The sequence below is a fragment of the Blautia sp. MSK17_66 genome, from assembly GCF_020538025.1.
GTDB lineage: Bacteria > Bacillota > Clostridia > Lachnospirales > Lachnospiraceae > Blautia_A.
Map to the genome: position 1 here is coordinate 33,978 of NZ_JAJBNQ010000023.1, position 26,349 is coordinate 60,326.

At 44.1% G+C, this 26,349-nt stretch carries 27 protein-coding genes and 1 other annotated feature; all 27 genes read left to right on the top strand.

The window, feature by feature from the left end; translation table 11 throughout:
- The first annotated feature begins 19 nt into the window (after window positions 1-19).
- The 27 genes from LIR34_RS12740 to ftsH all read left to right on the top strand — a co-directional run bounded on the left by LIR34_RS12740 (window position 20) and on the right by ftsH (window position 26,289).
- Entirely contained in the window at window positions 20-1,180 is a 1,161-nt protein-coding gene (locus LIR34_RS12740; protein ID WP_173901769.1) for an O-antigen ligase family protein, read from the top strand.
- A 17-nt stretch (window positions 1,181-1,197) separates the two neighbouring features.
- Window positions 1,198-1,740 (top strand): serine acetyltransferase, encoded by a 543-nt coding sequence (locus tag LIR34_RS12745; protein ID WP_173901770.1) that lies wholly within the window; start codon window positions 1,198-1,200, stop codon window positions 1,738-1,740.
- Between the two features lie 31 nt (window positions 1,741-1,771).
- Entirely contained in the window at window positions 1,772-3,319 is a 1,548-nt protein-coding gene (locus tag LIR34_RS12750) for an oligosaccharide flippase family protein (protein WP_173901771.1), read from the top strand.
- A 355-nt stretch (window positions 3,320-3,674) separates the two neighbouring features.
- A complete protein-coding gene (locus tag LIR34_RS12755; protein WP_173901772.1) occupies window positions 3,675-4,703 on the top strand; it encodes an alpha/beta hydrolase in 1,029 nt (342 codons plus the stop codon).
- Window position 4,704: 1 nt separating this feature from the next.
- On the top strand, window positions 4,705-5,607 hold the full coding sequence (locus tag LIR34_RS12760) for a sugar phosphate nucleotidyltransferase (RefSeq protein WP_173901773.1): 903 nt from the start codon (window positions 4,705-4,707) through the stop codon (window positions 5,605-5,607).
- Window positions 5,608-5,613: 6 nt separating this feature from the next.
- Window positions 5,614-6,225 carry a VanZ family protein gene (locus tag LIR34_RS12765; protein WP_173901774.1) on the top strand — a complete coding sequence of 204 codons (612 nt, stop codon included), beginning with the start codon at window positions 5,614-5,616 and terminating at the stop codon, window positions 6,223-6,225.
- Window positions 6,226-6,474: 249 nt separating this feature from the next.
- A complete protein-coding gene (locus LIR34_RS12770) occupies window positions 6,475-6,669 on the top strand; it encodes a hypothetical protein (protein WP_244092147.1) in 195 nt (64 codons plus the stop codon).
- 51 nt (window positions 6,670-6,720) lie between these two features.
- Window positions 6,721-7,113, top strand: a complete 393-nt coding sequence (locus LIR34_RS12775) for a pyridoxamine 5'-phosphate oxidase family protein (RefSeq protein ID WP_173901775.1) — start codon at window positions 6,721-6,723, stop codon at window positions 7,111-7,113.
- A gap of 119 nt (window positions 7,114-7,232) precedes the next feature.
- Window positions 7,233-7,616 (top strand): SMU1112c/YaeR family gloxylase I-like metalloprotein, encoded by a 384-nt coding sequence (gloA2, locus tag LIR34_RS12780; protein ID WP_173901776.1) that lies wholly within the window; start codon window positions 7,233-7,235, stop codon window positions 7,614-7,616.
- A 2-nt stretch (window positions 7,617-7,618) separates the two neighbouring features.
- On the top strand, window positions 7,619-8,413 hold the full coding sequence (locus LIR34_RS12785; protein WP_244092148.1) for a hypothetical protein: 795 nt from the start codon (window positions 7,619-7,621) through the stop codon (window positions 8,411-8,413).
- Window positions 8,414-8,538: 125 nt separating this feature from the next.
- Entirely contained in the window at window positions 8,539-9,600 is a 1,062-nt protein-coding gene (locus tag LIR34_RS12790; protein ID WP_173901777.1) for an L-threonylcarbamoyladenylate synthase, read from the top strand.
- Window positions 9,600-10,061 (top strand): ribose 5-phosphate isomerase B, encoded by a 462-nt coding sequence (gene rpiB / locus LIR34_RS12795; protein WP_173901778.1) that lies wholly within the window; start codon window positions 9,600-9,602, stop codon window positions 10,059-10,061. Before LIR34_RS12790 ends, rpiB begins: the two co-directional genes overlap by 1 nt.
- A gap of 88 nt (window positions 10,062-10,149) precedes the next feature.
- A complete protein-coding gene (locus tag LIR34_RS12800) occupies window positions 10,150-10,644 on the top strand; it encodes a deoxycytidylate deaminase (RefSeq protein WP_173901779.1) in 495 nt (164 codons plus the stop codon).
- A complete protein-coding gene (locus LIR34_RS12805; protein WP_173901780.1) occupies window positions 10,637-12,568 on the top strand; it encodes an LTA synthase family protein in 1,932 nt (643 codons plus the stop codon). The genes LIR34_RS12800 and LIR34_RS12805 overlap by 8 nt, the downstream gene beginning before the upstream one ends.
- Window positions 12,569-12,637: 69 nt before the next feature.
- Window positions 12,638-12,846, top strand: a binding site (T-box leader).
- Window positions 12,847-12,933: 87 nt separating this feature from the next.
- Window positions 12,934-14,367, top strand: coding sequence for a proline--tRNA ligase (gene proS / locus LIR34_RS12810; RefSeq protein ID WP_161284010.1), 1,434 nt, complete (start codon window positions 12,934-12,936; stop codon window positions 14,365-14,367).
- Between the two features lie 2 nt (window positions 14,368-14,369).
- The gene (locus LIR34_RS12815; RefSeq protein WP_173901781.1) at window positions 14,370-15,686 is read left to right on the top strand and encodes a CCA tRNA nucleotidyltransferase; all 1,317 of its coding nucleotides are present in this window, start codon (window positions 14,370-14,372) and stop codon (window positions 15,684-15,686) included.
- A 296-nt stretch (window positions 15,687-15,982) separates the two neighbouring features.
- Entirely contained in the window at window positions 15,983-16,966 is a 984-nt protein-coding gene (locus LIR34_RS12820; protein ID WP_173901782.1) for a CotS family spore coat protein, read from the top strand.
- Between the two features lie 152 nt (window positions 16,967-17,118).
- A complete protein-coding gene (locus LIR34_RS12825) occupies window positions 17,119-18,852 on the top strand; it encodes a phospho-sugar mutase (RefSeq protein ID WP_173901783.1) in 1,734 nt (577 codons plus the stop codon).
- Window positions 18,853-18,867: 15 nt separating this feature from the next.
- Window positions 18,868-19,287 carry a MazG nucleotide pyrophosphohydrolase domain-containing protein gene (locus LIR34_RS12830; protein ID WP_173901784.1) on the top strand — a complete coding sequence of 140 codons (420 nt, stop codon included), beginning with the start codon at window positions 18,868-18,870 and terminating at the stop codon, window positions 19,285-19,287.
- A gap of 114 nt (window positions 19,288-19,401) precedes the next feature.
- Entirely contained in the window at window positions 19,402-19,677 is a 276-nt protein-coding gene (locus tag LIR34_RS12835; protein WP_161284015.1) for an HU family DNA-binding protein, read from the top strand.
- Between the two features lie 59 nt (window positions 19,678-19,736).
- Window positions 19,737-19,979 (top strand): RNA-binding S4 domain-containing protein, encoded by a 243-nt coding sequence (locus tag LIR34_RS12840; RefSeq protein WP_161284016.1) that lies wholly within the window; start codon window positions 19,737-19,739, stop codon window positions 19,977-19,979.
- Window positions 19,980-20,086: 107 nt separating this feature from the next.
- A complete protein-coding gene (gene yabP, locus LIR34_RS12845) occupies window positions 20,087-20,368 on the top strand; it encodes a sporulation protein YabP (protein ID WP_161284017.1) in 282 nt (93 codons plus the stop codon).
- Between the two features lie 216 nt (window positions 20,369-20,584).
- Window positions 20,585-20,842 carry an FtsB family cell division protein gene (locus tag LIR34_RS12850; RefSeq protein ID WP_173901785.1) on the top strand — a complete coding sequence of 86 codons (258 nt, stop codon included), beginning with the start codon at window positions 20,585-20,587 and terminating at the stop codon, window positions 20,840-20,842.
- 110 nt (window positions 20,843-20,952) lie between these two features.
- Window positions 20,953-22,446: a SpoIIE family protein phosphatase gene (locus LIR34_RS12855; RefSeq protein WP_161284018.1), complete on the top strand. Its 1,494-nt coding sequence runs from the start codon at window positions 20,953-20,955 to the stop codon at window positions 22,444-22,446.
- Window positions 22,447-22,488: 42 nt separating this feature from the next.
- Window positions 22,489-23,904: a tRNA lysidine(34) synthetase TilS gene (gene tilS, locus LIR34_RS12860; RefSeq protein WP_173901786.1), complete on the top strand. Its 1,416-nt coding sequence runs from the start codon at window positions 22,489-22,491 to the stop codon at window positions 23,902-23,904.
- On the top strand, window positions 23,901-24,437 hold the full coding sequence (gene hpt, locus LIR34_RS12865) for a hypoxanthine phosphoribosyltransferase (RefSeq protein WP_161284020.1): 537 nt from the start codon (window positions 23,901-23,903) through the stop codon (window positions 24,435-24,437). Before tilS ends, hpt begins: the two co-directional genes overlap by 4 nt.
- A 64-nt stretch (window positions 24,438-24,501) precedes the next feature.
- On the top strand, window positions 24,502-26,289 hold the full coding sequence (ftsH, locus tag LIR34_RS12870; RefSeq protein WP_173901839.1) for an ATP-dependent zinc metalloprotease FtsH: 1,788 nt from the start codon (window positions 24,502-24,504) through the stop codon (window positions 26,287-26,289).
- Window positions 26,290-26,349 lie beyond the last annotated feature (60 nt).

Here is a 26,349-nt window from a genome sequence, read left to right on the forward strand (position 1 = left end):
TGGAGTAAGGAGGATGTGCATGGTTGTAAGAAAAAAACAACTTATCACATTTATAATGACAGTGTTGATGTTTCATCTGTCATTCATAGCATTCAAAGAGGAATATTTTGTTGGATTTTTGAAAATCCAACGTTACGCTGCGATTGCGTTAATTGGTCTTGTTTTCATTAATATAAATGCGTTTATAAAAAAAGAAAACTGTTTGATAAATATCATTTTAATTCTTTTGAGCGTTAGCGTGGGATATTCGTCATGGATGAATAGGGATTTGTCGGGATATGGTTTGATTAATATTATATTTGCTGTTGTTAAAACTGTTGCACCATTTATTGCTTTGGAATATGCCTGTGAGGTAAGAGAGGAAAAAACTGCTATACGAGTTTTGCTTGCTTGTACGCTGATTTATTGTTTTATTGCAGATGTACATGGCTTTTTTACTGGGGGTATTGGACAGGATAAAGGCAATTTGCTGTTAGGAAACAAATTCAACTTATCATATTTACATATATTTTCAGTTGCATTATATGCTAATATGCGTGAAGAGAAAGCAAAGAAAGTAAATACAACATTAATCGTTTTATGGGGGATAGCATTTTTTATTGCAATAACATCGACATGCACGACTGCTGCGGTTGCATGTGTTTTGTTTGCAGTGCTGTATTTATTTCAGGAAAAGTTTGAAAAAATAATTTTGAATCCCATTGTAGCGATTGTATTGATTCTGTTTTGCGATTCACTTTTGTTTATTAATTCAGCTATTCTAACGTGGGGACCCATAAATAGTTTTATTGTTGATTTTTTGCATGAAGATACAACACTTACTGGTAGAATGACGATATATCAAAATGTTCTAAAACTTTTGATGATGAATCCGTGGTTTGGCTTCGGAGCAGAGAATAACCATATTATGTCGTATACGGTTGCTAGGGGAGGCAATACTCAGAATGGTCTGGCTGATATTATTGTTTCATATGGAATTGTAGGAGCCTTTCTAATTTTAACGATAATGTGCATTGCAATGGTAAAGCAAAAGGACAGATATAGCAAATCATATATGGCGCTGTTGTATACATTTATTGTCATTTCTATGGTAGAAATAACACTTGGAAGTTATTTCTTGATTGTTTTAGCATTGTTAATGTTTATAGGGAAAAGTACAAATTATGCAGAGGATGATTAAATTAGGAGGTGACAAACTTGTATATTATCAAAAGTAGAAAAGAAATGAAAGACGCAATCGACATGGATCGCAAGTATTACGATACCCAAAATGATTTGTTTATGAAAAGAACCAATGATCATTTGGTTCAAATAAAAAAGTATATGTATTGCTTACGCCATGAACAATATTATATCTCAAAAAATAATAAGCTTGGTAGACTTTTGAGACTATATTGGGCAAGAAGAAAAAATACGATTGGAAACAGAATTGGTTTTTATATTGGAGCAACTGTTTTTGAACCAGGGATTACGATTTATCATCACGGAACAATTATCATAAATGGTAATGCTGCAATAGGTCAAGGATGCTGTCTGCATGGTAATAATTGTATTGGAAATGATGGAAAAAGTGGAGGAGCGCCAGTTATTGGTAAAAATGTTGATATTGGATTTGGTGCAGTAATAATCGGAGATATTCAAATTGCTGATAACTGTAAAATTGGTGCTGGTGCAGTTGTTGTGCATAGTTGTTTGGAAGAAGGATCTACACTTGTAGGAGTTCCAGCAAGAAGAGCATAGAGTGGGAAGATAAGGAGCAAAGCATTTAGATATGGCGAACAGTAGAACTAGAAACGCAACAAGAAATATGATGTTTGGTACGCTTCTAAAAATTTATCAAATGATAGTTCCGTTTTTAATGAGAACTGTAATGATCTATTTCATGGGCGTTCAGTATGTTGGTTTAAATAGCTTGTTTACATCAATTCTTCAAGTGCTAAATTTGGCAGAATTGGGTGTTGGAAGTGCAATGGTGTACAGCATGTACAAGCCAATAGCAGAGGAAGATACTGCTACGATATGTGCATTGATGAGACTTTATAAAATATATTATAGAATTATAGGATGTGTCATTGCAGTAGCGGGTTTATTAGCGACGCCTCTTATCCCTTTTTTTGTAAAAGGAAGTATTCCAGAAAATCTTGACTTACATATATTATATTTATTAAATTTGGCGGCAACTGTTTTCTCGTATTGGTTGTTTGCATATAAAAATAGTTTGCTAATGGCGCATCAGAGAACCGATGTGACTAGTAAAATTTCATTGGCAATTAATACGGTTCAGTTCCTGACACAATTCCTTATGATATATGTGTTTAGAAATTATTATCTGTATTTAATTGTTGCAATTGTTAGCCAAATCACAAATAACATCATAACTTCTATAATTGTATCTAAAATGTATCCTGATTATTATCCAAAAGGGAAATTAGATGCAAATACAGTGGGCTCGATTAATGGACGTATAAAAGATTTGTTTATCGCAAAGTTCGGAGGGGTTGTTTTAAATTCGGCTGATACAATAGTTATTTCAGCGTTTTTAGGATTGACTCTTTTAGCAGTTTATCAGAATTATTATTTTGTAATGTCTTCCGTATGCGGAATAATGGAAATACTTTTAACTTCTATTACAGCAGGATTGGGAAACAGTTACATAACTGAAAGCAAGGAAAAAAATTATACAGATTTAAAGAAAATTACATTTATGTTTTTTTGGTTAACAGGAATGTGCACAAGCTGCTTTTTGGGAATATTTCAACCTTTTATGAGACTTTGGGTTGGTGAAAAGTTTTTAATGGGGTTTTCAGTTGTAGTGTGTTTATGTGTCTATTTTTATTTATATGAAACGACAAGACTGCTTAATGTTTTTAAGAATGCCGGAGGAATTTGGCATGAGGATAGATTTCGACCGTTAATTTCCGCTATAGTAAATTTGGCTTTGAACTTAATTTCTGTTAATTATATTGGAATATATGGAATTGTACTTTCTACAATTGTTGCCTTGGCAGTTATAGAAATTCCTTGGTTATTACAAAACATATTTACAGTTATGTATGATACCTCATTATTCAAGGATTATTTTAAAATGTTTGTATCGTGGATTATAGCCACAGTGTTTTCAGGTATAATCATCGCTGTACTGACCTACAAGGTGACTTTTTCTGGATGGGGTGCATTTGCCTTTTTCGTTGTAGTAAGTGTGTTGATTCCGAATATTGTTTTTCTACTTTTAATGCATAAAACGGAGGAATTCAAATTAAGTATTAGTATGGTTAATAGGATTACTCATAACAAATTGCCGATTATCAAGAACTTATAACTTGTAAAAGTAGAGGAAATGTCAAGTTAATTGATCACTATTGGATTATGCTTTATTTATGAGATTGGATAAAAGACAAACAAATATTAAGGTCAGATGAATGGCTTCAGATTAGTATGCTGGATACTATGGTTTTAGGGTACTCAAGAACAAAAGATTTGGATGAGGAAACGGTACAATCTGGATTTGTTGTGCTGCGAAAACGTTATTTATCAAGCTTTGCAAACCCGCCACGACAACAGAATAAATATATACTGTTAGATAAATCCATACGTAAAAAAGATTTTGGACAGTTCAAATTGCTGTGTGATAGATGGAGGTATTTATAAATTGTAAATTTGCCAGAAATACCAACTTGAGTTACGAAAATAACTATTTGAACACGAAAAATGAAGCAATAATGTTATGTAAAAGGAATGAAATCAAAAGTGAAGAGAAAAAAGTATACTTTATAACAGTTGTTATTGGATTTGCTATATGCATGGTCGGAGTTATATTTGGAAGCCGATTGGTATTTCAGCGAACCTGCGAAAGAAGAACTACTCCATGGTCAGATTTAGGTACTGCAGACGATGATGAATATAGAATTCTCATAGATGCATATAAAATAAAAAATCAATCAAATGAAACTGTTATGATACAAGCATTTGATAATACAAAACTGATAGGTCATTATTATGAAAGAGAAAAAGGTGCGCCTTTAATTGTGTTTTTTCATGGATTGTGGGGGCACAGTTATTTGGATGGCGTGCCAATATATAGAATTACACAAAAACACAATTGGAATCTTCTACTATGTGACTTACGCGCACAGGGAGATAGTGAAGGGGAATTCTCAACATTAGGAGTGCTAGAAAAATATGATTGTCTTGATTGGGTAGAATGGGCACAAAATCGCTTTGGAGATAAAAATCCTATTTTTCTTATGGGAGTTTCAATGGGAGCATCAATTGTGATGATGAGCAGTGATTTGGAATTGCCTGATTCAGTATATGGAATTATTGATGACTGTGGTTTTACATCTACATTGGACGTGATAAAGCAGAATAATAACAAGCAAATATCAAAATACATACCCAAAAATCTATTTCCTACTATGCTTAATGTAGGAACAAAGATTTGGGGGAGTTTTGATTTATCAGACGCAGATGCGTGTAAGGCTTTAGCACATACCGATATTCCTCTTTTAATCATTCACGGTGACGAAGATATGCAGGCACCTTTATCTATGGCTTATAAACTATACGATAGTTGTAATGGTGAAAAGCAGTTATATATAGTTCATGGGGCAGATCATTCAGAAAATTATAGAAAAGACCCGGGAGGATATGAGAAAATTGTAACAAAGTTTATTGAAGAACGCATTGAAAGAAAGGATGACTAAAATGAAAACAACATTACTTATCATGGCAGCCGGTATTGGCAGCCGTTTCGGAACGGGAATTAAGCAGTTGGAGCCGGTGGATGCTTTTAATCATATCATCATGGACTATTCAATTCATGATGCGATTGAAGCTGGTTTCAACCACGTAGTATTTATCATCCGCAAGGATATCGAGAAAGAGTTCAAAGAGGTCATCGGTGATCGCATTGCCTCCATTTGCTCTTCTCACAATGTAACTGTGGACTATGCTTTTCAGGATATCAATGATATTCCGGGAGAGCTCCCAACAGGCCGTACAAAGCCGTGGGGAACCGGTCAGGCTGTGCTTGCTGCTAAAAATGTGATTGATACCCCGTTTATCGTGATCAATGCAGATGATTACTATGGCAAGGAAGGCTTCAAGGCCGTTCATGAGTATCTGGTGAATGGTGGCAAGTCCTGCATGGCAGGCTTTGTGCTGAAGAATACCCTGTCTGACAATGGCGGTGTGACCCGTGGTATCTGCAAGATGGATGAGCAGAATAATCTGACTGAGGTTGTGGAAACCAAGAACATCGTGAAGACTGCAAATGGAGCAGAGGCTGACGGCGTGGCTGTCGATGTGAATTCTCTGGTATCCATGAATATGTGGGGACTGATACCTGATTTTCTGGATGTACTGGAAGAAGGCTTCAAAGAGTTCTTTGAGAAAGAAATCCCGGGCAATCCTCTGAAAGCAGAGTATCTGATCCCGATCTTCATCGGTGAACTGCTGGAACAGGGTAAAATGTCTGTGAAGGTTTTGAAAACAAATGATACCTGGTATGGCATGACCTATCACGAAGATGTCGCAGCAGTAAAGGACAGCTTTAAGAAGATGCTGGAGAATGGCGTGTATAAGGCTGATCTGTTCAGTGATCTGTAAACAGCGATGAAAGAAACGATTGATTTACTCGGAAAGATCATCACAAACATCCTGACTGCTCTCTATGAGCCATTTGGATTCTCGATTCTTCTTTCCTTTTTGGCTATATTTTTCTACCTGTATGCGTATGAACCAATATATGCTGGCAAAGGATGGAAGAGTGCCATAGTGACATGGTATCAGAGATTTAAAGAGAGCGTGTTCTTCCGGAGGTTGTTTTTCTTAGCTTTTGTGACTTCACTTATTCTGTTCCGAACCCTGTTAAACCGTCAGCTGTGGATGAATCCTTTATCCGATGTCATGGGTGGCTGGGGCATCTGGGAGACAGTGAACGGCGAACAGAAACTGACAACCGAATGCATTGAGAATGTGATTATGATGGTGCCGTTCTCAGCAGTAGTGGTGTGGACATTCAGAGAGAAGATAGGAAACGGCTGGAAGAAAATACTGTGGCAAAGCGGAAAGATAGCATTTATCTTTTCAATAAGCATTGAAATGCTGCAGTTATTGCTTCGCTTGGGAACGTTCCAGCTATCAGACATCTTCTATAACACAGTCGGCGGAGTGCTAGGCGGCGTGTGTTACTGTGGAATAAAGAAGATAAAAAAACGTTTGTAAAAAGATATGGAACTGTGATACACTGGGAGTGGAAGCTCTCTATGCTGCTCTGATAATCACACACATCTCCGTGGTGAGCAGCAGGCAACGATCTTATGGTCGGCGAAGATGTGAGAAAGAGAATAGAAAGGCAGCAAAAACCGTCCCAAAACTATCCATACCGACTACGCATCTCAGATCGCAGAAAAGCAGGGGACTATTGCGTCTCTGAATACTGAGATCGTATCTATCGCCGCAAACATTAACACTTTGAAGGCTGATCTGAAAGAGAAGAAGACTGCTCAGAAGAAGGCCGAAAAAGAAGTGGCAACGCTGGAGGCGAAAAATGCAAAGGCAGATGCTAAGGCCGCTGAAGAAGCTAAGAAGGCTGAAGTAGAAGCAGTGCTGAAGAAGCTACTGGCAAGCGGTGTGAGCGCGGATGAAATCCTCGAAAAACTGAAATAAAACCATAAAAATATAAAACACACATGACTGTGTGGGAAAGGAAAGAATTAAATGGAAGAAATCGTAAAGTTCTTAAAAGAGGCTGAAACATATTATCTGGCAACGGTCGAGGGCGACCAGCCGAGAGTGCGTCCGTTTGGCACAGCACATATTTTTGAAGGCAAGCTGTACATTCAGACTGGCAAGAAGAAGGATGTTTCCAAGCAGCTGCATGCCAATCCGAAAGCAGAGTTGTGTGCATTCAAAGGCGGCGAGTGGATTCGCGTTGCCGGTGAACTGGTAGAGGATGACCGCATTGAGGCGAGAGAATCTATGCTGGATGCTTATCCGGCACTGAAGAAGATGTATGCCGCAGATGATGGCAACACTGAAGTGTTCTACTTCAAGAATGGTGTGGCTACCATTAGTTCTTTCACCCATGAGCCGAAAGTGATCAAGTTTTGATGATATGCCGTGTGGACAAACTGAACTCCAGGAGTTCACACGGTATTTTTGAAGGTTTCTATATAGTTTGAGATGGAAATAAAAAAGAACAAAATTAAAAGAAATGGAGCGTGAGAAAAATGAATTTATCTAAAATACATCACATTGCAATCATCGTATCCGACTACGAAGCCGCAAAAGATTTCTATGTGAACAAGCTGGGTCTCTCTGTCATCAGAGAAAACTATCGCCCAGAGCGTAAGGACTGGAAGCTGGATCTTCGTGTTAATGAACACACAGAGCTGGAGATTTTCGCTGAGGAAAACCCTCCGAAGCGTGTGAACCGCCCAGAGGCCTGTGGTCTGCGTCATCTTGCGTTCTGCGTAGACAGCGTGGAGCAGACGGTGAAAGAGTTGGCGGAGGTAGGGATTGAATGTGAGCCGATCCGTGTGGATGATTACACCGGCAAGAAGATGACTTTCTTTCATGACCCGGACGGACTGCCGCTGGAGCTGCACGAATAATAATGGGAGAGAAAAGACCATATAAACCCCGAAAGCCCGGCGGTGGTCGGAAGAAGCTGAAGCCGGAGTACGATGCCGGGAAGAATCTGAAAGAGCAGATGGATGCAACTGTGGCTCTTTATGGGGAGGATTGTTCGCTCCAATCCATCGGCGATGCTCTGAACCTTAACCCAATTAAAGTCCGGAAGATCCTCATCACGGCCGGTGTGTATGAATCAGATGTGGCGGAGAAGGTACAGGATACCTTTGAGGAGTACCGAGAAACACAGAGTTATAAAGAAGCAATCCTCTCAACCGCAAATGCTCTTCAACTCTCCAAAGCTTCCGTTACCTCATATCTTCCGTATAAAAAAGGTGTGTACTACTCAAGCACAGCTGATAAAGAGAAGATCAGTGTTGGAGCTGAGCGGCAGCGGAGGTACAGAGCGATGAAGCGGTGGAGGGATGATCCGACAGAAGAAAACTTTTGGAGAGTGGTTGTGTCTTATGCCGGGGTAGGGTTTAAAACCTACTCTGGATTGCCATTTGCTTATGAGGTGAGGAAAGGCAGGAATAGCGAGTACACGAAGGAACTGTGGATCGACCGCCGGGAGAATAGTAAAAGCCTGGCATGGAGTTCGGTGCTTTTGGCACTACAGAATATTAAAAAGGTGGGAGGAGTGGTAGATCGCCCGAAAGCTCTGGGGGATATCCGGGGCGTGACTTACATCTACGGAATGTTCTACCGGTTTGGGCTGATTGATGTGCCGGATGATACGAAGGAGAAGATGGGCCATCCAAAAGATCGCAAAAAATAGGCTGCTATGTACAAAAGCCTACGGTAATCATTCCAAAATCCCCTGTTGTGTATTTATCAAAAATCTACTATAATAACCACGTGAGGAGACAGAAATATCCGAAACAGAATGAGAGGAATTAAGAAATGAGAGCGGAAGTTGTGGCAATGGATGCAGAGCATCTTAATATGGAAGCCATACAGAAAGCAGGAAAGATACTGAAGGAGGGCGGTCTTGTCGCTTTTCCGACAGAGACTGTCTACGGACTTGGGGGGAATGCCCTGGATCCGGCGGCATCAATGAAGATTTATGCGGCCAAGGGCAGACCGTCGGACAATCCCCTGATCGTGCATATCGCGGATCTTAAAGATCTGGCAAGGGTCACGACGGAGATCCCGGAGGGTGCACAGATCCTTGCGAAGAAATACTGGCCGGGACCGCTGACCATGATTCTTCCGAAGGCGGATGTTGTGCCGAGGGAGACGACGGGAGGTCTGGACAGTGTGGCGGTGCGTTTTCCGAGTGACCGTATCGCACAGGAACTGATAAAGGCAGCGGGTGGTTTTGTGGCGGCACCGAGTGCCAATACATCCGGCAGACCGAGTCCGACGATGGCGGAGCATGTGGAGGAAGACCTGGGAGATGCGATTGAGATGATCATTGATGGCGGACAGGTTGGAATCGGGTTGGAATCTACGATCGTAGATTTTACAGAGGATGTCCCGGTGGTTTTGAGACCGGGTTATATTTCGTTGGAGATGTTGAGAGAGGTTCTGGGTGAGGTCCGCATGGACAAGGGGCTTCTGATCACCGACAGCAGTGTCCGGCCGAAGGCTCCGGGAATGAAATATCGTCATTATGCGCCGAAGGCGGATCTGTCGATCGTGGAAGGACCGCAGGAAGAAGTGATCGATTGTATTAACCGGCTGACCAGAGAGGCCGCAGCGAAGGGGCTGAAGGCAGGTATTATTGCGACGGATGAAACGAGGGCACAGTATGCCAGTGGGCTGGTTTTGAGTATCGGCAGCCGGGAAGAGGAGGAAACGATCGCACATCATCTGTATGAGGTCCTCAGGGATTTTGATGAGGCGGATGTGAATGTGATCTATTCGGAGGCTTTTTATACGCCGAGAATGGGACAGGCGATCATGAACCGGCTTCTTAAGGCAGCTGGACATAAAATAATTAAAACACAGGAGGAATTGTGATGATAGCATTAGGATGTGACCATGGCGGTTATGAACTGAAGCAGGAGATTATTAAGTATTTGAAGGAGCACAATCTGGAATACAAGGATTTCGGATGTGACAGTATGGATTCTACAGATTATCCGATCTATGCGAAGCGTGTAGCGATCGCAGTGCAGAGTGGAGACTGTGAAAAGGGAATCCTGGTTTGTGGTACAGGAATCGGAATCTCTATTACTGCAAATAAATTCAAGGGAATCCGTGCGGCACTGTGTTCAGACTGCTTCAGTGCAGAGGCAACAAGACTTCACAACAATGCAAACATTCTGGCAATGGGAGGAAGAGTTGTCGGACCTGGACTGGCGATCAAGATCGTGGATACCTTCCTGAATACTCCATTTTCAGAGGAGGAGCGTCATATCCGCAGAATCAAAATGATTGAAGAGGATACAGATATCGCGGATGTAAATCCGGAGATCTGAGGGTACTGAATAATTACGTAGACAATTACTGCCGGCTTCCTGGGATTTTATGAGGAAGCCGGTATTTGTGAGAAAGGGGCTTTTTACAATGGCAGTACATATTCAGAAACGACAGGGGTATATTTCGTGGGATGAGTATTTTATGGGTGTGGCGATTCTTTCAGGAATGAGATCAAAGGATCCGAATTCGCAGGTGGGTGCCTGCATTGTCAGTGAGGACAACAAGATCCTGTCGATGGGATACAACGGGTTTCCGAATGGATGCTCGGATGATGAATTTCCGTGGGCGAGAGAGGGAGAACCGCTGGATACAAAGTATCTGTATGTGACGCACAGTGAGCTGAACGCGATCTTGAACTATCGTGGAGGAAGTCTGGAGGGCGCAAAGCTTTATGTTTCTTTGTTTCCGTGTAATGAATGTGCCAAGGCGATCATCCAGGCTGGAATCAAAACCGTCATATATGACTGCGACAAATACGAACACACACCGTCTGTGATCGCATCCAAGAGGATGCTGGATGCAGCAGGGGTGAGATATTATAAATACAATCGAACAGGAAGAAAAATAAATTTAGATGTTTAATTTTAATAAAGGGGAAGAGAAAAGAGAAAGAGAAACGGGAAAATCTGAAAATGCAAAATGCAGGGGTGTATTTCGGATTTTAAGCAATATACTTCTGGCTGTGACGCCGATCATTGTGTTTGAAATTGTACAGATGATAACGGTGCTGAGTGTGAGATACAAGATGTCCCAGTTAAGAACAGCCAGACAGATCGTAACACGTCTGTTTTCAATGGAAGTGAAATATCAGCTGTATAATCTTGTTATATATTATGCACTTTTTGCGGTTATGATCCTGATTTTCAGAAAGGCTAAAGTAGCGGCAGTGGTATATACTGTTGCACTGGTGACGGCTGCGCTGGTAAATTATTATGTGATCATGTTCAGAGGCCAGCCTTTTATGCTTCTGGATATAGTGGGAATGGGAACTGCGGCGGAGGTCGTTGGGGAATATCAGTTCCGGATGCCGAAGCTTCTGGCGCTGACGATGGTCGCGGTATTGTGTTTCCTTGTGATCCAGCTGATATTTCAGAGATTTGAACTGGGAGACAAAAGTGCCAGAAACAGGATCATGCGCTGGGGTGTACTGGGGTTTGTTGCGATTGCATTATGGCAGTCTTATCCGAAAATACAGAAGATGGAGAATGTACTTCTGTGGTCCGTCAACAGTGATCATATAAACAAGGGCTATATGTATACGCTGCTCAGGGAGCTGAGATATTTTACCGTTGAGAAACCGGAAGGATATTCAGCGGACGCAGTGGATGCAATCGCGGAGAAATATACGGAAGACACAGAAGATACAGAGACTGTACAGGCAGATAAAGAAACCGTGCAGGCGACAAATATCATTATGATCATGAATGAGAGTCTTGTGGATTTTGAAGATGTTGGTGATCTTAAGGCGAACAAGGAGATCCTTCCGTATATCAGGAGTATGAACAAGAACGTAAAGCATGGACAGATGCATGTACCAACGTTTGGCGGAGGAACGGCAAGATCGGAGTATGAAGCTCTGACGGGAAACAGTATCCAGTTTCTTCCGTCGGGAAGTGTTCCGTATCAGCTCTATGTCAGAGATCCGGAATATGGTATGGCAGATATCCTGAAAGCGCAGGGGTATCAGACGATTGCGATGCACCCGCACAAGGCTGCAAACTGGAACCGCGAAAAGGTCTATAAGAGTATGGGCTTTGACCAGTTTTTCAGTATTGAGAACTGGGGCGAAGAAATGGACAGGCTGAGGAATTACTGCAGTGATCAGTCGCTGTATAACAGGATCATTGATTTATATAACAGCAAAGAAAAGGATCAGAAGAATTTTATATTCTGTGTAACGATGCAGAATCATGGCGGATATACGGAAGAGAGAAGTGCCGGATATGAGCCGGATGTAAAGCTGGATTATGACGGGGAATATCCGCTGGCGGAGATGTATTTATCTCTGGCAAGACAGTCGGATGAGGCTTTTAAGAACCTGATCGGATATTTCGAAAAGGTAGACGAACCTACGATGATCGTTATGTTTGGAGATCACTGGCCGAAACTGGAAGAGGGATTTTATTCCAAAGTACTGGGAAAAAATACGGCAGCTCTGAGTCTGACGGAGAAGCAGAAGGAGTATCAGACTCCATATGTGATCTGGACAAACTATGATTCCGAGACAGAGACAGAAGATTTCAGTTCCAATTATCTTGGAAGCTATGTTCTGAAGCTGGCGGGTGTGGAACTGCCTGCTTATAATCAGACGATCCTCAAGATAAAGGAGAAGCTTCCGATCATTGGAATGGGAGCATACTGCGACGAAGAGGGTAACTGGTATTCTGAGGAGGAGCTTCCGAAGGAGTATCAGGATCTGGTATCAGAATACAAGATCATGCAGTACAATGATCAGTTTGAGAAAGTGGATCTGAGGGAAAATTTATTCAGGATAGGATTAAAATAGGCTCTTGACACGAATCTGGATTTCGCATAAGATATAGGTAATATGCAGGATGAGGCATCCTGGATAATGATAACGGCGATGAAGAGAATAGTACATGAGGAGCAATCTCAGAGAGGAATCCATATGGTGTGAGGATTCTGTGCGCGAATCGTGGAACCGGCCTCGGAGCTCTGCATAAGTGAAGTGCAGCGTGGATCCAGCGTTAATGGGTTTTGAGAGAGCAATTGTTTAAGGATTGCTAATTAGGGTGGTACCGCCGAAGTCCTTCGGTCCCTTTACCGGGATCAGAGGACTTTTTTCTATGTAACAGGATAGATGATGAGCCTCTGATCTGATACAAATTATTCAGAAAAGGAGTTAGAATTATGGCGAAGAAATTAGTAGAAGCTATCACTTCCATGGAGGAAGATTTTGCACAGTGGTATACTGACGTTGTTAAGAAGGCAGAGCTGTGCGGCTACACAAGTGTAAAAGGATGTATGGCGATCAAACCGGCAGGTTATGCGATCTGGGAAAATATCCAGCATGAGCTTGACCGCAGATTCAAAGAGACAGGTGTACAGAACGTATATATGCCGATGTTCATTCCGGAATCTCTTCTTCAGAAGGAGAAGGATCATGTAGAGGGATTTGCACCGGAGGTAGCATGGGTTACTCATGGCGGTCTGAATGAGCTTCAGGAGCGTCTCTGTGTACGTCCGACTTCTGAGACTCTGTTCTGTGATTTCTATCAGAAAGACATCCAGTCCCACAGAGATCTTCCGAAGGTATACAACCAGTGGTGTTCTGTAGTGCGCTGGGAGAAGACAACCCGTCCGTTCCTTCGTTCCAGAGAGTTTTTGTGGCAGGAGGGACATACTGCTCATGCAACAGCTGAGGAAGCAGAAGAGAGAACGATTCAGATGCTGAACCTGTATGCGGATTTCTGCGAGGAAGTTCTTGCAATCCCGGTTATCAAGGGACAGAAGACTGACAAGGAGAAATTTGCAGGTGCGGTAGCAACTTACACGATCGAATCTCTGATGCATGACGGAAAGGCACTCCAGTCCGGAACCAGCCATAACTTCGGTGACGGTTTTGCCAGAGCCTTCGGCATCCAGTATACAGACAAGGATAACACACTGAAATATGTACACCAGACCTCCTGGGGTATGACAACACGTATGATCGGTGCACTGATCATGGTTCACGGTGACAACAGCGGACTTGTTCTGCCGCCGAGAATCGCTCCGATGCAGGCTGTTATCATTCCGATCCAGCAGCGTAAAGAAGGGGTTCTTGAGAAAGCGGATGAGCTGTTTGCAGCACTGAAGGCTGCCGGAATCCGTGTCAAAGTGGATGATACAGACAGAAGCCCGGGATTCAAATTCGCAGAGCAGGAAATGAGAGGAATTCCGGTTCGTATCGAATGTGGACCGAAGGATATCGAGAACGGACAGGCTGTTATCTGCCGTCGTGATACAAGAGAGAAGTATGTGGTTACTTTTGAAGAACTGGCTGATAAGGTTCAGGAAGTTCTGGATACCATGCAGAAGGATATGCTGGAGCGTGCGCGTGCACATCGTGATGCACATACTTATGTTGCAACAGATTATGAAGAATTCAAAGATACCATCAACAACAAACCGGGATTTGTCAAAGCTATGTGGTGCGGAAACCGCGAGTGTGAGGACAAGATCAAAGAAGATGTTCAGGCAACATCCAGATGTATGCCGTTTGAGCAGGAGCACTTAAGTGATGTCTGCGTATGCTGTGGAAAACCGGCTAAGAAGATGGTTTACTGGGGAAGAGCATACTAATTATGAAATTAACGATTCCATCAAATGCGGAAAAAATATTACAGGTTTTAAATGAAAATGGCTATGAAGCTTACGTGGTCGGAGGCTGTGTCCGGGATTCTATTCTGGACAGGAATCCGAATGACTGGGATATTACCACGTCTGCGTCACCGTATCAGGTGAAGGAACTGTTTCCAAGAACGATAGATACCGGTCTTCAGCATGGTACAGTTACGGTGATGATGGACAAGGAGGGATATGAGATCACCACCTATCGGGTGGACGGCGATTATGAGGATGGCCGGCATCCGAAGGAAGTAACCTTTACTTCCAGCCTTGAGGAGGATCTGAAGCGAAGAGATTTTACGATCAATGCCATGGCATATCATCCGAAGGAGGGTCTTGTGGATCTTTTTCATGGGATGGATGACATGGAAAACAAGATCATTCGTTGTGTAGGGGATCCGATGGAGCGTTTTCATGAGGATGCACTCAGGATCATGAGAGCGGTCCGTTTTTCCGCACAGCTTGGTTTCGAGATTGAAGAACAGACCAAAGCAGGGATCAGCAGGCTGACCTCAAACCTTAAGAATGTCAGTGCAGAGAGGATTCAGGCGGAGCTTGTGAAGCTTTTGGTTTCTCCGCATCCGGATTATCTGAGAGCTGCGTATGAGACAGGGATCACGAAGGAATTTCTGCCGGAGTTTGATCTCTGTATGGAGACGGAGCAGAATACGCCGTATCATTGCTTTACGGTCGGAGAGCATATCCTTCACAGCCTTCTCTATGTGGAGGCGGACAAGGTTCTGCGTCTGACGATGCTGCTTCACGATATTGCCAAACCGGTCATGAAGACAACGGATGAGAATGGCAGAGACCACTTTAAACGGCATGCCGCAGTGGGTGAAGAGATGTCGAAGAAGATCTTAAGGCGTCTGAAATTTGATAATGATACGATCGAAAAGGTTTCCAGGCTGATCCGTTATCATGATGATAGACCGGAGGGACAGATGCGTGCGGTGAGAAGGGCGATGAACCGGATCGGGGAGGAGCTGTTTCCACTGTATCTTGAGGTCCAGAAGGCGGATATGCTTGCCCAGAGCGAATACTGCCGGGATGAGAAGATAAAGCGTCAGGCGGACGTGAGGGAATGTTATGAGGAAATCTTGAGGGCACAGCAGTGTATTTCCATGAAGACGCTGGCTGTGACAGGAAGGGATCTGATCCAGGCTGGTTATAAGCCGGGACCGGAGCTTGGTGAGATTCTGAACCGTCTGCTGGAGCACGTTCTGGATGTTCCGGAGGATAATACAAAAGAAAAATTAATGTCACTGATCTGACATATATAAGACTGTTGCAGCTGCGTTTCGAGCAGTGGTGCAGCAGTCTTTTTTTGCTTTATAGGAAATTACTCCGTAATGTTCCAATAAAGTAAAAAACGCTCCGCGAGGATGCGACCAGATGCATGTGGAATATGTCTGCTAAAGCAGACAGCATCTGGCGCGCAAAGCGTAATAAGTCCCTCAAAGATTGAGGGATTCAGGGAGTTTGAAGCGGACTTATCCGCTTTGTTCGGTATTTCTGTGAAACGGAGGACATAAGATAGAAGGTACAAAAACAAGAGGGGGATTTTAATTTGTATGATTATGGACTCAGTACACTGGAACAGTACAGCCTGACCCTGCTTTCGACAGTCCGTACAAGGGGAGCACTGCTGTGCAGGACGGAAGAAGGGCTTTTTATCCTGAAGGAATTCAAAGGGACGGAAAAGAAGCTCAGGAAGCAGCAAGAACTGCTGGAAACTCTGGAAGAGGCCGGATGCAGAGTGGATGCATATTTTGCCAATAAAGAAGGAAATCTGGTGAGCAGAGATAAGGATGGGATTCCGTATACGCTGCAGCACTGGTATGAGGGAAGGGAATGCGATACGAGATCGGAGGAGGATATCTTAAGAAGTGTCTGCACGCTGGCACAGATGCATACCTTTATGAAGCTTCCGCTGGTGGAGGATTATATGGAGCCTTCTCTGGAAGATATTTATCAGAGACATAATCAGGAACTGCGTAAGATCCGAAAGTTTATCCGCAAAAAAGGAGCCTCCTGTTCGTTTGAGAAGCTGTATCTTGCAACGGTGGAAGCATATCTGGAAAAGGGAGACCGTGCGCTTGCACTTCTGAAGGAATCGGAGTATCCGCTGCTTCGGCAGAAAGCAATGGAGGAAGGCTGTGTCTGTCATGGGGAGTACAATCAGCATAATGTCCTCATGGTAAGAAAGAAAACAGCCGTGACAAGTTTTGAACACTGGGGCTTTGACATACAGATGGCAGATCTGTATCGCTTCATGAGAAAAATACTTGAAAAATATAACTGGGATGTCCGACTGGGAATGGAGATGCTGCATACTTATCACAAAATAAAGGAGATTTCTCCGGGAGAATGGCAGAATCTTCGAATCCGTTTTCTGTATCCGGAAAAATACTGGAAGCTGGCAAACTATTATTATTCACACAACAAGGCCTGGATTTCGGAAAAAAACACGCAGAAGCTCAGGAATCTGACAGGGCAGAAAACAGCCTGGGAAAATTTTGAGAGCAAATGTTTCGGAAATTATCCTTTTTGATTGTTTTTTATCGAGAACAAGGTTAAAAATTAGTAAATTTGACAGTAATTGTTGGGTTTTCTCTTCCTTTTTCACGCAGGGAGGTGTATAATATAAAGCACCAATGGTCTTGGGAAAGACTGGAAAATACGATTAACAGGAGGTATAACAGTATGGATTACAAAGAGGTATATGAGCAGTGGCTGTCCAACCCATACTTTGATGATGCAACAAAGGAAGAATTAAAGAATATCGCAGAAGATGACAACGAGATCAAAGAGCGTTTTTATATGGATCTGGAGTTTGGTACAGCTGGCCTTCGTGGAATCATCGGAGCAGGTACCAACCGCATGAATATCTATGTAGTAAGAAGAGCAACTCAGGGTCTTGCAAACTACATCGCAAAAGTAGACAAGAAGTCCCAGGGTGTGGCAATCGCTTATGATTCTCGCCATATGTCTCCGGAATTTGCTGAGGAAGCAGCTCTTTGCCTTGCAGCAAACGGAATCAAGGCATATATCTTTGAGTCTCTGAGACCGACACCGGAGCTTTCTTTTGCAGTCCGTCATCTCGGATGTGCAGCAGGTATCAACGTAACAGCCAGCCATAACCCGCCGGAATATAACGGATACAAGGTATACTGGGAAGATGGTGCACAGATTACACCGCCTCACGACAGTGGAATCATGGGAGAGGTTAAATCCATTTCCGACTGGAACACAGTTAAGACTATGGACAAGGCAGAAGCAGAAAAAGCAGGCCTTTTCCAGGTGATCGGCAAAGAAGTAGACGATGCTTATATGGTAGAGCTTAAGAAACAGGTTCTCCATATGGATGCCATCGAGGCAGAGGGCAAGAACCTCAAAATCGTTTACACACCACTTCACGGAACCGGAAACATCCCGGCAAGAAGAATTCTTAAGGAACTTGGCTTTGAGAACGTTTATGTTGTTAAAGAGCAGGAGCTGCCTGACGGAGATTTCCCGACAGTAAGCTATCCGAACCCGGAAGCAGCAGAGGCATTTGAACTTGGACTGAAGCTCGCGAAGGAAGTAGATGCAGACCTGGTACTGGCAACAGACCCGGATGCAGACCGTCTTGGTGTACGTGTGAAAGACAAGAACGGAGAGTATCATGATCTGACCGGTAATATGTCAGGATGTCTGCTGGCAAACTATGAGATCAGCCAGAAGAAAGCAATCAACGGAAGTCTTCCGGAGGATGGCGCACTGATCAAGACAATCGTTACCACAAACCTGGCAGATGCGATCGCGAAGGGATACGGAGTGAAGCTGATCGAGGTTCTGACAGGATTTAAGTTTATCGGACAGCAGATCCTTGGATTCGAGCAGAGCGGCAAGGGAAGCTATCTCTTTGGATTTGAAGAGAGCTACGGCTGCCTGATCGGTACATATGCAAGGGACAAAGATGCGATCGTTGCTACAATGGCACTCTGCGAAGCTGCTGCATACTACAAGACTCAGGGCAAGACTCTCTGGGATGCAATGATCGAGATGTACGAACAGTTTGGTTATTATAAAGATGCGATCCAGTCTGTGACCATGAAGGGAATCGAAGGACTTCAGAAGATCCAGGAGATCATGAATTCTCTGCGTCAGAATCCGCCGGCAGAATTTGCAGGACATAAAGTAACTGCTGTAAGAGATTACAAGGCAGATACTATCACAGATGTGGCAACAGGAGCAGTGAAACCTACAGGTCTTCCGAACTCCAACGTTCTTTATTATGAGCTGACAGATGATGCATGGGTATGCGTTCGTCCGTCCGGAACAGAGCCGAAGGTTAAATTCTACTATGGTGTGAAGGGAACTTCCCTTGAGGATGCAGATAAGAAATCTGAAACTATGGGCAAGGCAGTTCTGGACATGGTTGACTCCATGAAATAATCAGGTAACTGGCGTATGCAGGAATTTGACGAATTTATGGAAGTTGTCCGGGAAATCCGGAAGAAGTGTCCGTGGGACAGTGTGCAGACACATGAAAGCCTGAAACCATATCTTATGGAGGAGGCAGAGGAGGTTCTGGAAGGAATCGACCGTCTGAATGCAGAGGACGACAGCCGGAATCTCTGTGAGGAACTTGGCGATGTACTGTTTCAGGTTGCACTTCACAGTGTGATCGCACAGGAAGAGGGACTTTTTACGATAGAGGATGTGATTTCGGGTATCGAGACCAAGATGAAATTTCGTCATCCGAGGATTTTTTCGCCGGAAGATACAGAGGCAGTGTCTTTGTCATGGGAAGAATTGAAAGCCCGGGAAAGACAGAACAATACCCGTATTTCTGCCGATGAAAAAACAACAGCGGAGAGCCCTCAATAGCAGGAAAAGCCTTGACAATTTGACACAAAAGGTATATATATAGTAGATAGCGTGCATATGCCAGGAAGCATTACGCAATAAATAAGAAAGAGATTATTTAGAGGAGGAAACACCATGAATAAAACAGAATTAGTAGCAGCAATGGCGAAAGAAACAAACCTTTCCAAGAAGGATATTGAGGCAGTTTTAAAATCTTTCACCGACGTTGTGGCATCCGAATTAAAAAAAGGTGGAAAAATCCAGTTAGTAGGTTTTGGTACATTTGAAGTAAGTGAAAGAGCAGCAAGAGAAGGAAGAAATCCTCGTACTGGCGAAACAATGACAATCGCAGCTTCCAAGGCACCGAAATTCAAAGCAGGAAAAGCTCTGAAAGATCTGGTAAACGAATAATTATAGCGTATGGCTGGGGGAACTTATGGTTCCCCCGTTTTTAGGTTAAAGGAGAATTTATGAGACTTGATAAATATCTGAAGATTTCACGTCTGATCAAGAGAAGAACAGTAGCGAACGAAGCCTGCGATGCGGGAAGAGTTCTGGTCAATGACCGTCCGGCCAAGGCGTCCGCACAGGTCAAGGCGGGTGATACCATTGAGATCCAGTTTGGCGGAGACAAGAAGGTACGGGTCGAAGTTCTGGATGTCAAGGATACTGTCCGCAAGGAAGATGCAGAAAATCTTTATAAATATCTCTGATACAGAGAAATGAAGTTTTGCGGTCTATTTGTCTTCCTCCTCACATAAAGTAGAAGTGTAGTCAGTCAGGCATAACTGTTCACAGGTAACAGTCAGGAGGCGGAAGGATGGAACCAGGTACCGTACGGCAGCCGCACAGCTTGCTTCTGGAGAATCGGAGAAAAAGCACGATCTCAGGAGTTTTGGATGTCCAGTCATTTAATGAGCAGGAAATCCTTCTTCTGACCGAGGAGGGGAAACTCCAGATAAAAGGAGAACAGCTTCATATTAAAGGACTGGATCTGGAGAAAGGGAAAGCCGGGATTGAGGGCAAAATAAACAGTCTGATCTATCTTTCCAGAAATACTCCTCCAAAGAAAGAGAAACTGATCAAAAGAATGTTCCGCTGAAATCCGGCAGTTATACGCGGCAGGAATGCTTTTGATTCCGGTATTTTTGCGGTTTTTTGACGAATTCTTTGTTAAAGAGGTTGCTATTTCCAGCCAAAAGAGGTAAACTTTTAGTAATCATGAGGAATCGCTTTTGTAATGTAGAGAGAGGAAAGCAGATTGAGCAGGTCAAAAAAAAACAGGAAAAACACTAGAATATTAAATAATTACCTTGGAATGGCACTGATTTCGGTAGTTGTTTTGATTCTTCTGGGAGCGCTTACTGTACAGAGCAGGGAGCTTAAGACCAGAATTGCATCCTATGATACAAGGGCATCAGAGATAAGGACATCTATAGAGGAAGAAGAGGATCGTACAAAGCAGCTCAAAGAAAAGAAGGAATATATGCAGACGGATGAGTATATTGCAGAACTTGCAAGGGATCGTCTGGGACTTGTCAAGGGTAATGAGATAGTTTTTGAAGAAGAGAAATAACGCATATTTTGGAGAAAACTTTTTTGAGATATGTGTCAGCGTTTGACAGATATTTTATAAAAACCCCTTTATAATTTTCCCTGAATGAATCATCAGGGGGAGGGGAAAATATGCAGGAATGGATAATTGCCATGCTCGCGGTCAGCATCTTACTGATCCTGCGGGACATGGCAAAAACTGTTTTGAAGGGAAGAAAATCCAAAAAAGAGGAACCTTTTCCTATGAATGGAGAGCATCCCCAGAAGGAAAGGGTGGAACGTTATGCAGCATCCTTTCAGAAACTGGCGGATACGTTTTATGGGATGCCCTATAAAAAAGAATACTTAAGCAGCGCACAGGTAGAGAATGTTCTCAGAGAAGCAGGGGAGCATTTGTGCAGGAACTGTTACCGGAGAGAACTGTGCTGGGGCGAACAGGCAGAGAGTATGTATCAGGGCGGAGAGGCACTGGTGCGGGCGATCGAGCAGGCAGATGAGGGAAGGATTGAAGAACTTCGGAAGCAGTGGGGAGAGGTCTGTGGGAAGTCACCACAGTATCTGGAAAGTCTGAGGGAATGTTTCCAGCGTGAGAAACAGGAGATGATCTGGGGAAACCGTATGATCGAGAGTCGGCTTGCGGTTGCACAGCAGCTGAATGAGATTTCGCATATTATGCGGCAGGTGGCAGAGGATCTCTATGATATCAGTGAGGCGGAGCCGGTCTTTCAGGAAGAACTGACCAGAAGTCTTCGGAAGCGTCATGTGATTCTTAAGCGGGCGTGGGTGATGGACAAGGTTGAGGGAAGACGGCAGATTTTTCTGACTATGCGTGCAAGGAATGGTCAGTGTGTCTCTGTGGCAGAGATTGCGCAGATTTTGTCCGGGATCTGTGAATGCAGCATGACATCGGCACCAGGGAACCGTTGTATCGTGAACCGGGATTTTCATACCATACATTTTGTGGAAGATGTGAGCTATCAGATGCTGTACGGCGTGGCCAGGATCACCCGGGAGAAAGAGAAGGTTTCCGGAGATAACTATATCTGCCGCCAGGAGGATGGAGGCAGGTTTGTGATGTGTCTTTCGGACGGCATGGGATCCGGTATGGATGCGTGCAGGGAAAGTGAAATTGTGGTAGAATTACTGGAGCAGTTCCTGGAATCCGGCTTTTCACAGGAGACCGCAGCTAGAATGGTGAATTCCGCTCTGGTATTAAACGGCAGGGAAGGGATGTTTTCGACGGTGGATATCTGTGCGGTGGATCTTTATACAGGGATCTGCGAATTTCTCAAGGCCGGAGCGGCAGCTACGTTTATCCGGCGAGATCACTGGGTGGAAGCAATCTCGTCTGAGAGTCTTGCGGCGGGACTGGTGCAGCGGATTGATTTTGACACGGCATCCAGGAAGCTGTATCACGGGGACTGTCTGGTGATGATGACGGACGGGGTGCTGGATGCACTTCCATCAGAGTGCGAGGAAGAAACCATGAAGGAGATCATCCTGGATGTACAGGAGAGTGCCCCGCGTGAGATCAGCCGGGGAATTCTGGAGAGGGTGCTCGGATACAGTGACTATCGTGCAAGAGATGATATGACCGTGTTGGTTGCGAGTGTTGTGAGAAAATAGCTGCTGTGAACAGCGGCAGAAACTGAATGAGGATAAATAAGAATGCAGGAAATGACCCTGGATAAAGTAAAGAGATTTGCCGAACAGAATAAGATGATCCCGGAGAACAGCATGATCATAGCAGGTGTATCCGGCGGGAATGATTCCATGACAATGCTGCATCTTTTGAAGAGTTTACAGGCAGGGTGGAATTTCGGGCTGCGGGTGGTGCATGTGAATCATGGGATCCGTGGAGAGGAAGCCGAAAGGGATCAGAAGGTGGTTGAGGATATCTGCCGTCAGTGGGAGATTCCGTGCAGCTCGTATTGTTATGATGTGCCGCAATTGTCTGAGAAATGGAAGCTTGGAACGGAGGAGACAGGAAGAATTGTCCGGAGGAAGGCGTTTGAGGCAGAGAAGAAGAAATGCGGGCAGCAGGAGTGCGTCTGCAGGATCGCGCTGGCACATAACAAGAATGATCTTGCGGAAACCATGCTGCATCATCTTGCCAGAGGTACCGGCCTGAGAGGTCTCTGTTCGCTGAAACCAGTGAACGGAGAAGTGATTCGTCCTCTTTTGTGTTTAGAAAGAAAAGAAATAGACGAGTATATTAAGGAATGCGGGATTCCGGGTATTCTGGACAGTACGAACCTGGAGGATGAGTATACGAGAAACCGGATCCGCAGGCACATCCTTCCGATGATGGAGCAGGAGATCAATACCAAAGCCATAGAGCATATGGCAGAAACTTCCAGAATTCTGACAGAGGCAGAGGAGTTTCTGACAGAAGAGGCACAGGCACTGGTACAGAGGTACAGAGAGACGGATGGCAGCTATTGCCTGAAGGAGGATTTTTTTTACAAAAAGGAAATCCTCAAAAGCTATGGCGTCCGGGTGATCCTGGAGACTTTGAGCGGACAGAGAAGAGATCTGTCGCAGGTTCATATCCGTCAGACGCTGGAACTGTATCTCTGTCAGGTGAGCAAAAGAATCGATCTTCCCTATGGACTGGAAGCGGTCAGAAGTTATGACGGTGTATGTATCCATAAGAAGTCCTGTAGGAAGTCCTCAGAGATGGCTTCCCCCAAAGAGGAATTTGCACTTTCTCTCTCTCAGGGAATGGTCGAAACATCGTATGGCAGGTTTGAAATTAAAATTTTTCCCTGTTCCGGTGAGAAGATTTTAGAAAAAAAGTATACGAAATGGTTTGATTGTGATAAAATAAAGTGCAGTTTGTCTGTCCGTACACGAAAGAGTGGAGACTATCTCGTGATCGGTAAGGGCGGAGAAAGCAAGAAACTGACCAGATGCATGATCGATGACAGAGTCCCGAAGGAATCAAGGGAGCAGATTCCCCTGATCGCAGATGGGGAAGAAATTGTGTGGATCGTAGGCGGAAGGATCAGTGAGCGGTATAAAATTACTTCCTGTACAAGGAATATATTAGAAATCACATACCAAGGAGGAATCAGGAAATGAGTGAAAGAATCAAGGTTTTACTGAGTGAAGAGGAAGTGGATGCAAGAATCCAGCAGGTGGCAGCCAAAATCAGCAAGGATTATGCCGGAAGAGAAATCCATCTGATCTGCGTGCTGAAAGGCGGCGTATTCTTTACCTGTGAACTTGCAAAGAGAATCACAGTACCGGTATCTCTGGACTTTATGTCTGTGTCCAGTTATGGAGACGATACCAAATCAAGCGGTGTAGTTAAGATCGTAAAGGATCTGGATCAGCCGCTGATCGGCAAGGACGTGCTGATCGTAGAGGATATCATTGATTCAGGAAGAACTTTAAGTTACCTGATCAAGATCCTTGAGGACAGACATCCAAACAGCATCCGTCTGTGTACTCTGCTCGACAAACCGGAGCGCAGAGTCAAAAAGGATGTCAATGTAGATTACTGCTGTTTCAATATTCCAGATGAATTTGTTGTAGGATATGGGCTTGACTATGCCCAGAAATACAGGAATCTCCCGTTTATCGGAGTAGTGGAATTTGACGGCGAGGAGTGAAAGGAGATTTAATTAAGTGAACAGACAGCCAGGCAGAATTGGCCTTTATCTGGTTTTGATCGTGATGCTGGTTGCAGGATATTTTTATCTGAACAATCAGGTGGCTTCCCAGAGTAATTATACGATGGACAAGCTGGAGCAGGCAGCACAGGACGGCAGGGTAACTTCAGCTACTCTGTATCAGAACAGAGAGGTACCGACGGGATCTGTTGCGGCAGAGATCGAAGGCGAAGGACAGAAAAAGGTTAATGTGACAGACGTAAATACTGCACAGGAGATTCTTGAGAAGTACGATATCCATCCGGATGTCAGAGATGTTCCGCAGGAAAGTGTTTTCCTTACTTCCCTGTTACCGGTGATCATCACAGGAGTGTTTATCGTTTTTATGTTTATCATGATGAACAGACAGATGTCAGGTGGAGGCGGCAATTCCAAGATGATGAATTTTGGCAAGAGCCGTGCGAGAATGATGCTTCCGGACGATAAGAAAGTAACCTTCAAGGATGTGGCAGGTCTTCAGGAAGAGAAGGAAGATCTGGTAGAGGTGGTGGATTTCCTCAAGGCTCCGCAGAAATATACAAGCGTGGGTGCAAGAATCCCGAAAGGCGTTATCCTTGTAGGTCCTCCAGGAACAGGTAAGACTCTTCTTGCCAAAGCTGTAGCAGGTGAAGCAGGTGTTCCGTTCTTTTCCATTTCCGGTTCGGATTTTGTGGAGATGTTTGTCGGTGTCGGCGCCTCCCGTGTCCGTGACCTGTTTGAAGAGGGCAAGAAACATGCACCGTGTATTATTTTTATTGATGAGATCGATGCAGTTGCGAGACAGCGTGGAACCGGTATGGGCGGCGGCCATGATGAGAGAGAGCAGACTCTGAATCAGCTCCTTGTGGAGATGGATGGTTTTGGAGTGAATGAGGGAATCATCGTCATGGCGGCTACCAACCGTGTGGATATTCTTGATCCGGCAATCCTGCGTCCGGGACGTTTCGACCGTAAGGTTGCTGTCGGCAGACCGGATGTCAAGGGACGTGAGGAGATTCTTCGCGTTCATGTCAAGGACAAGCCGCTGGGTGAGGATGTTGATCTGGCACAGATTGCACAGACAACCGCAGGCTTTACAGGTGCAGACCTTGAGAACCTCATGAATGAGGCTGCAATTATGGCGGCGAAGGCAACGAGATCCTACATTACACAGCAGGATATCAAGCATGCCTTTATCAAGGTCGGTATCGGCGCAGAGAAACGAAGTAAGGTTATTTCTGACAAAGAAAAGAAGATCACAGCCTATCATGAAGCGGGACATGCGATCCTGTTCCATGTTCTTCCGGATATGGATCCTGTCTATACAATCTCGATCATTCCGACAGGCGTTGGGGCAGCAGGATACACCATGCCGCTTCCGGAGAATGATGAGATGTTCAACACCAAGGGCAAGATGCTTCAGGATATCACAACACTGCTTGGCGGCCGTGTGGCTGAGGAACTGATCTTTAATGATATCACAACGGGTGCTTCCAATGATATCAAGCGTGCTACGGGAACTGCCCGTGCCATGGTCATGCAGTATGGTATGTCAGACAAGCTTGGACTGATCGCCTATGGGGACGAGGGCGATGAAGTATTTATTGGAAGAGACCTGGCACATACCAGAAGCTACAGTGAAGAAGTGGCCAAGGAGATCGACCAGGAAGTTCATGCCATCATAGACAAATGTCATGAGGATGCGAGAGAGATCATCATGCAGCATATGGACGTACTTCATAAGTGCGCCGCCCTTCTTTTAGAGAAGGAAAAGGTTCACAGAGAAGAGTTTGAGGCACTTTTTACATCTGAAAAAATCAGCCTTCAAAAATGAGTATACAACATAGACAAAAACATAAAATGAATTTTGTGAACTTTGTGCACACTTTTGGAT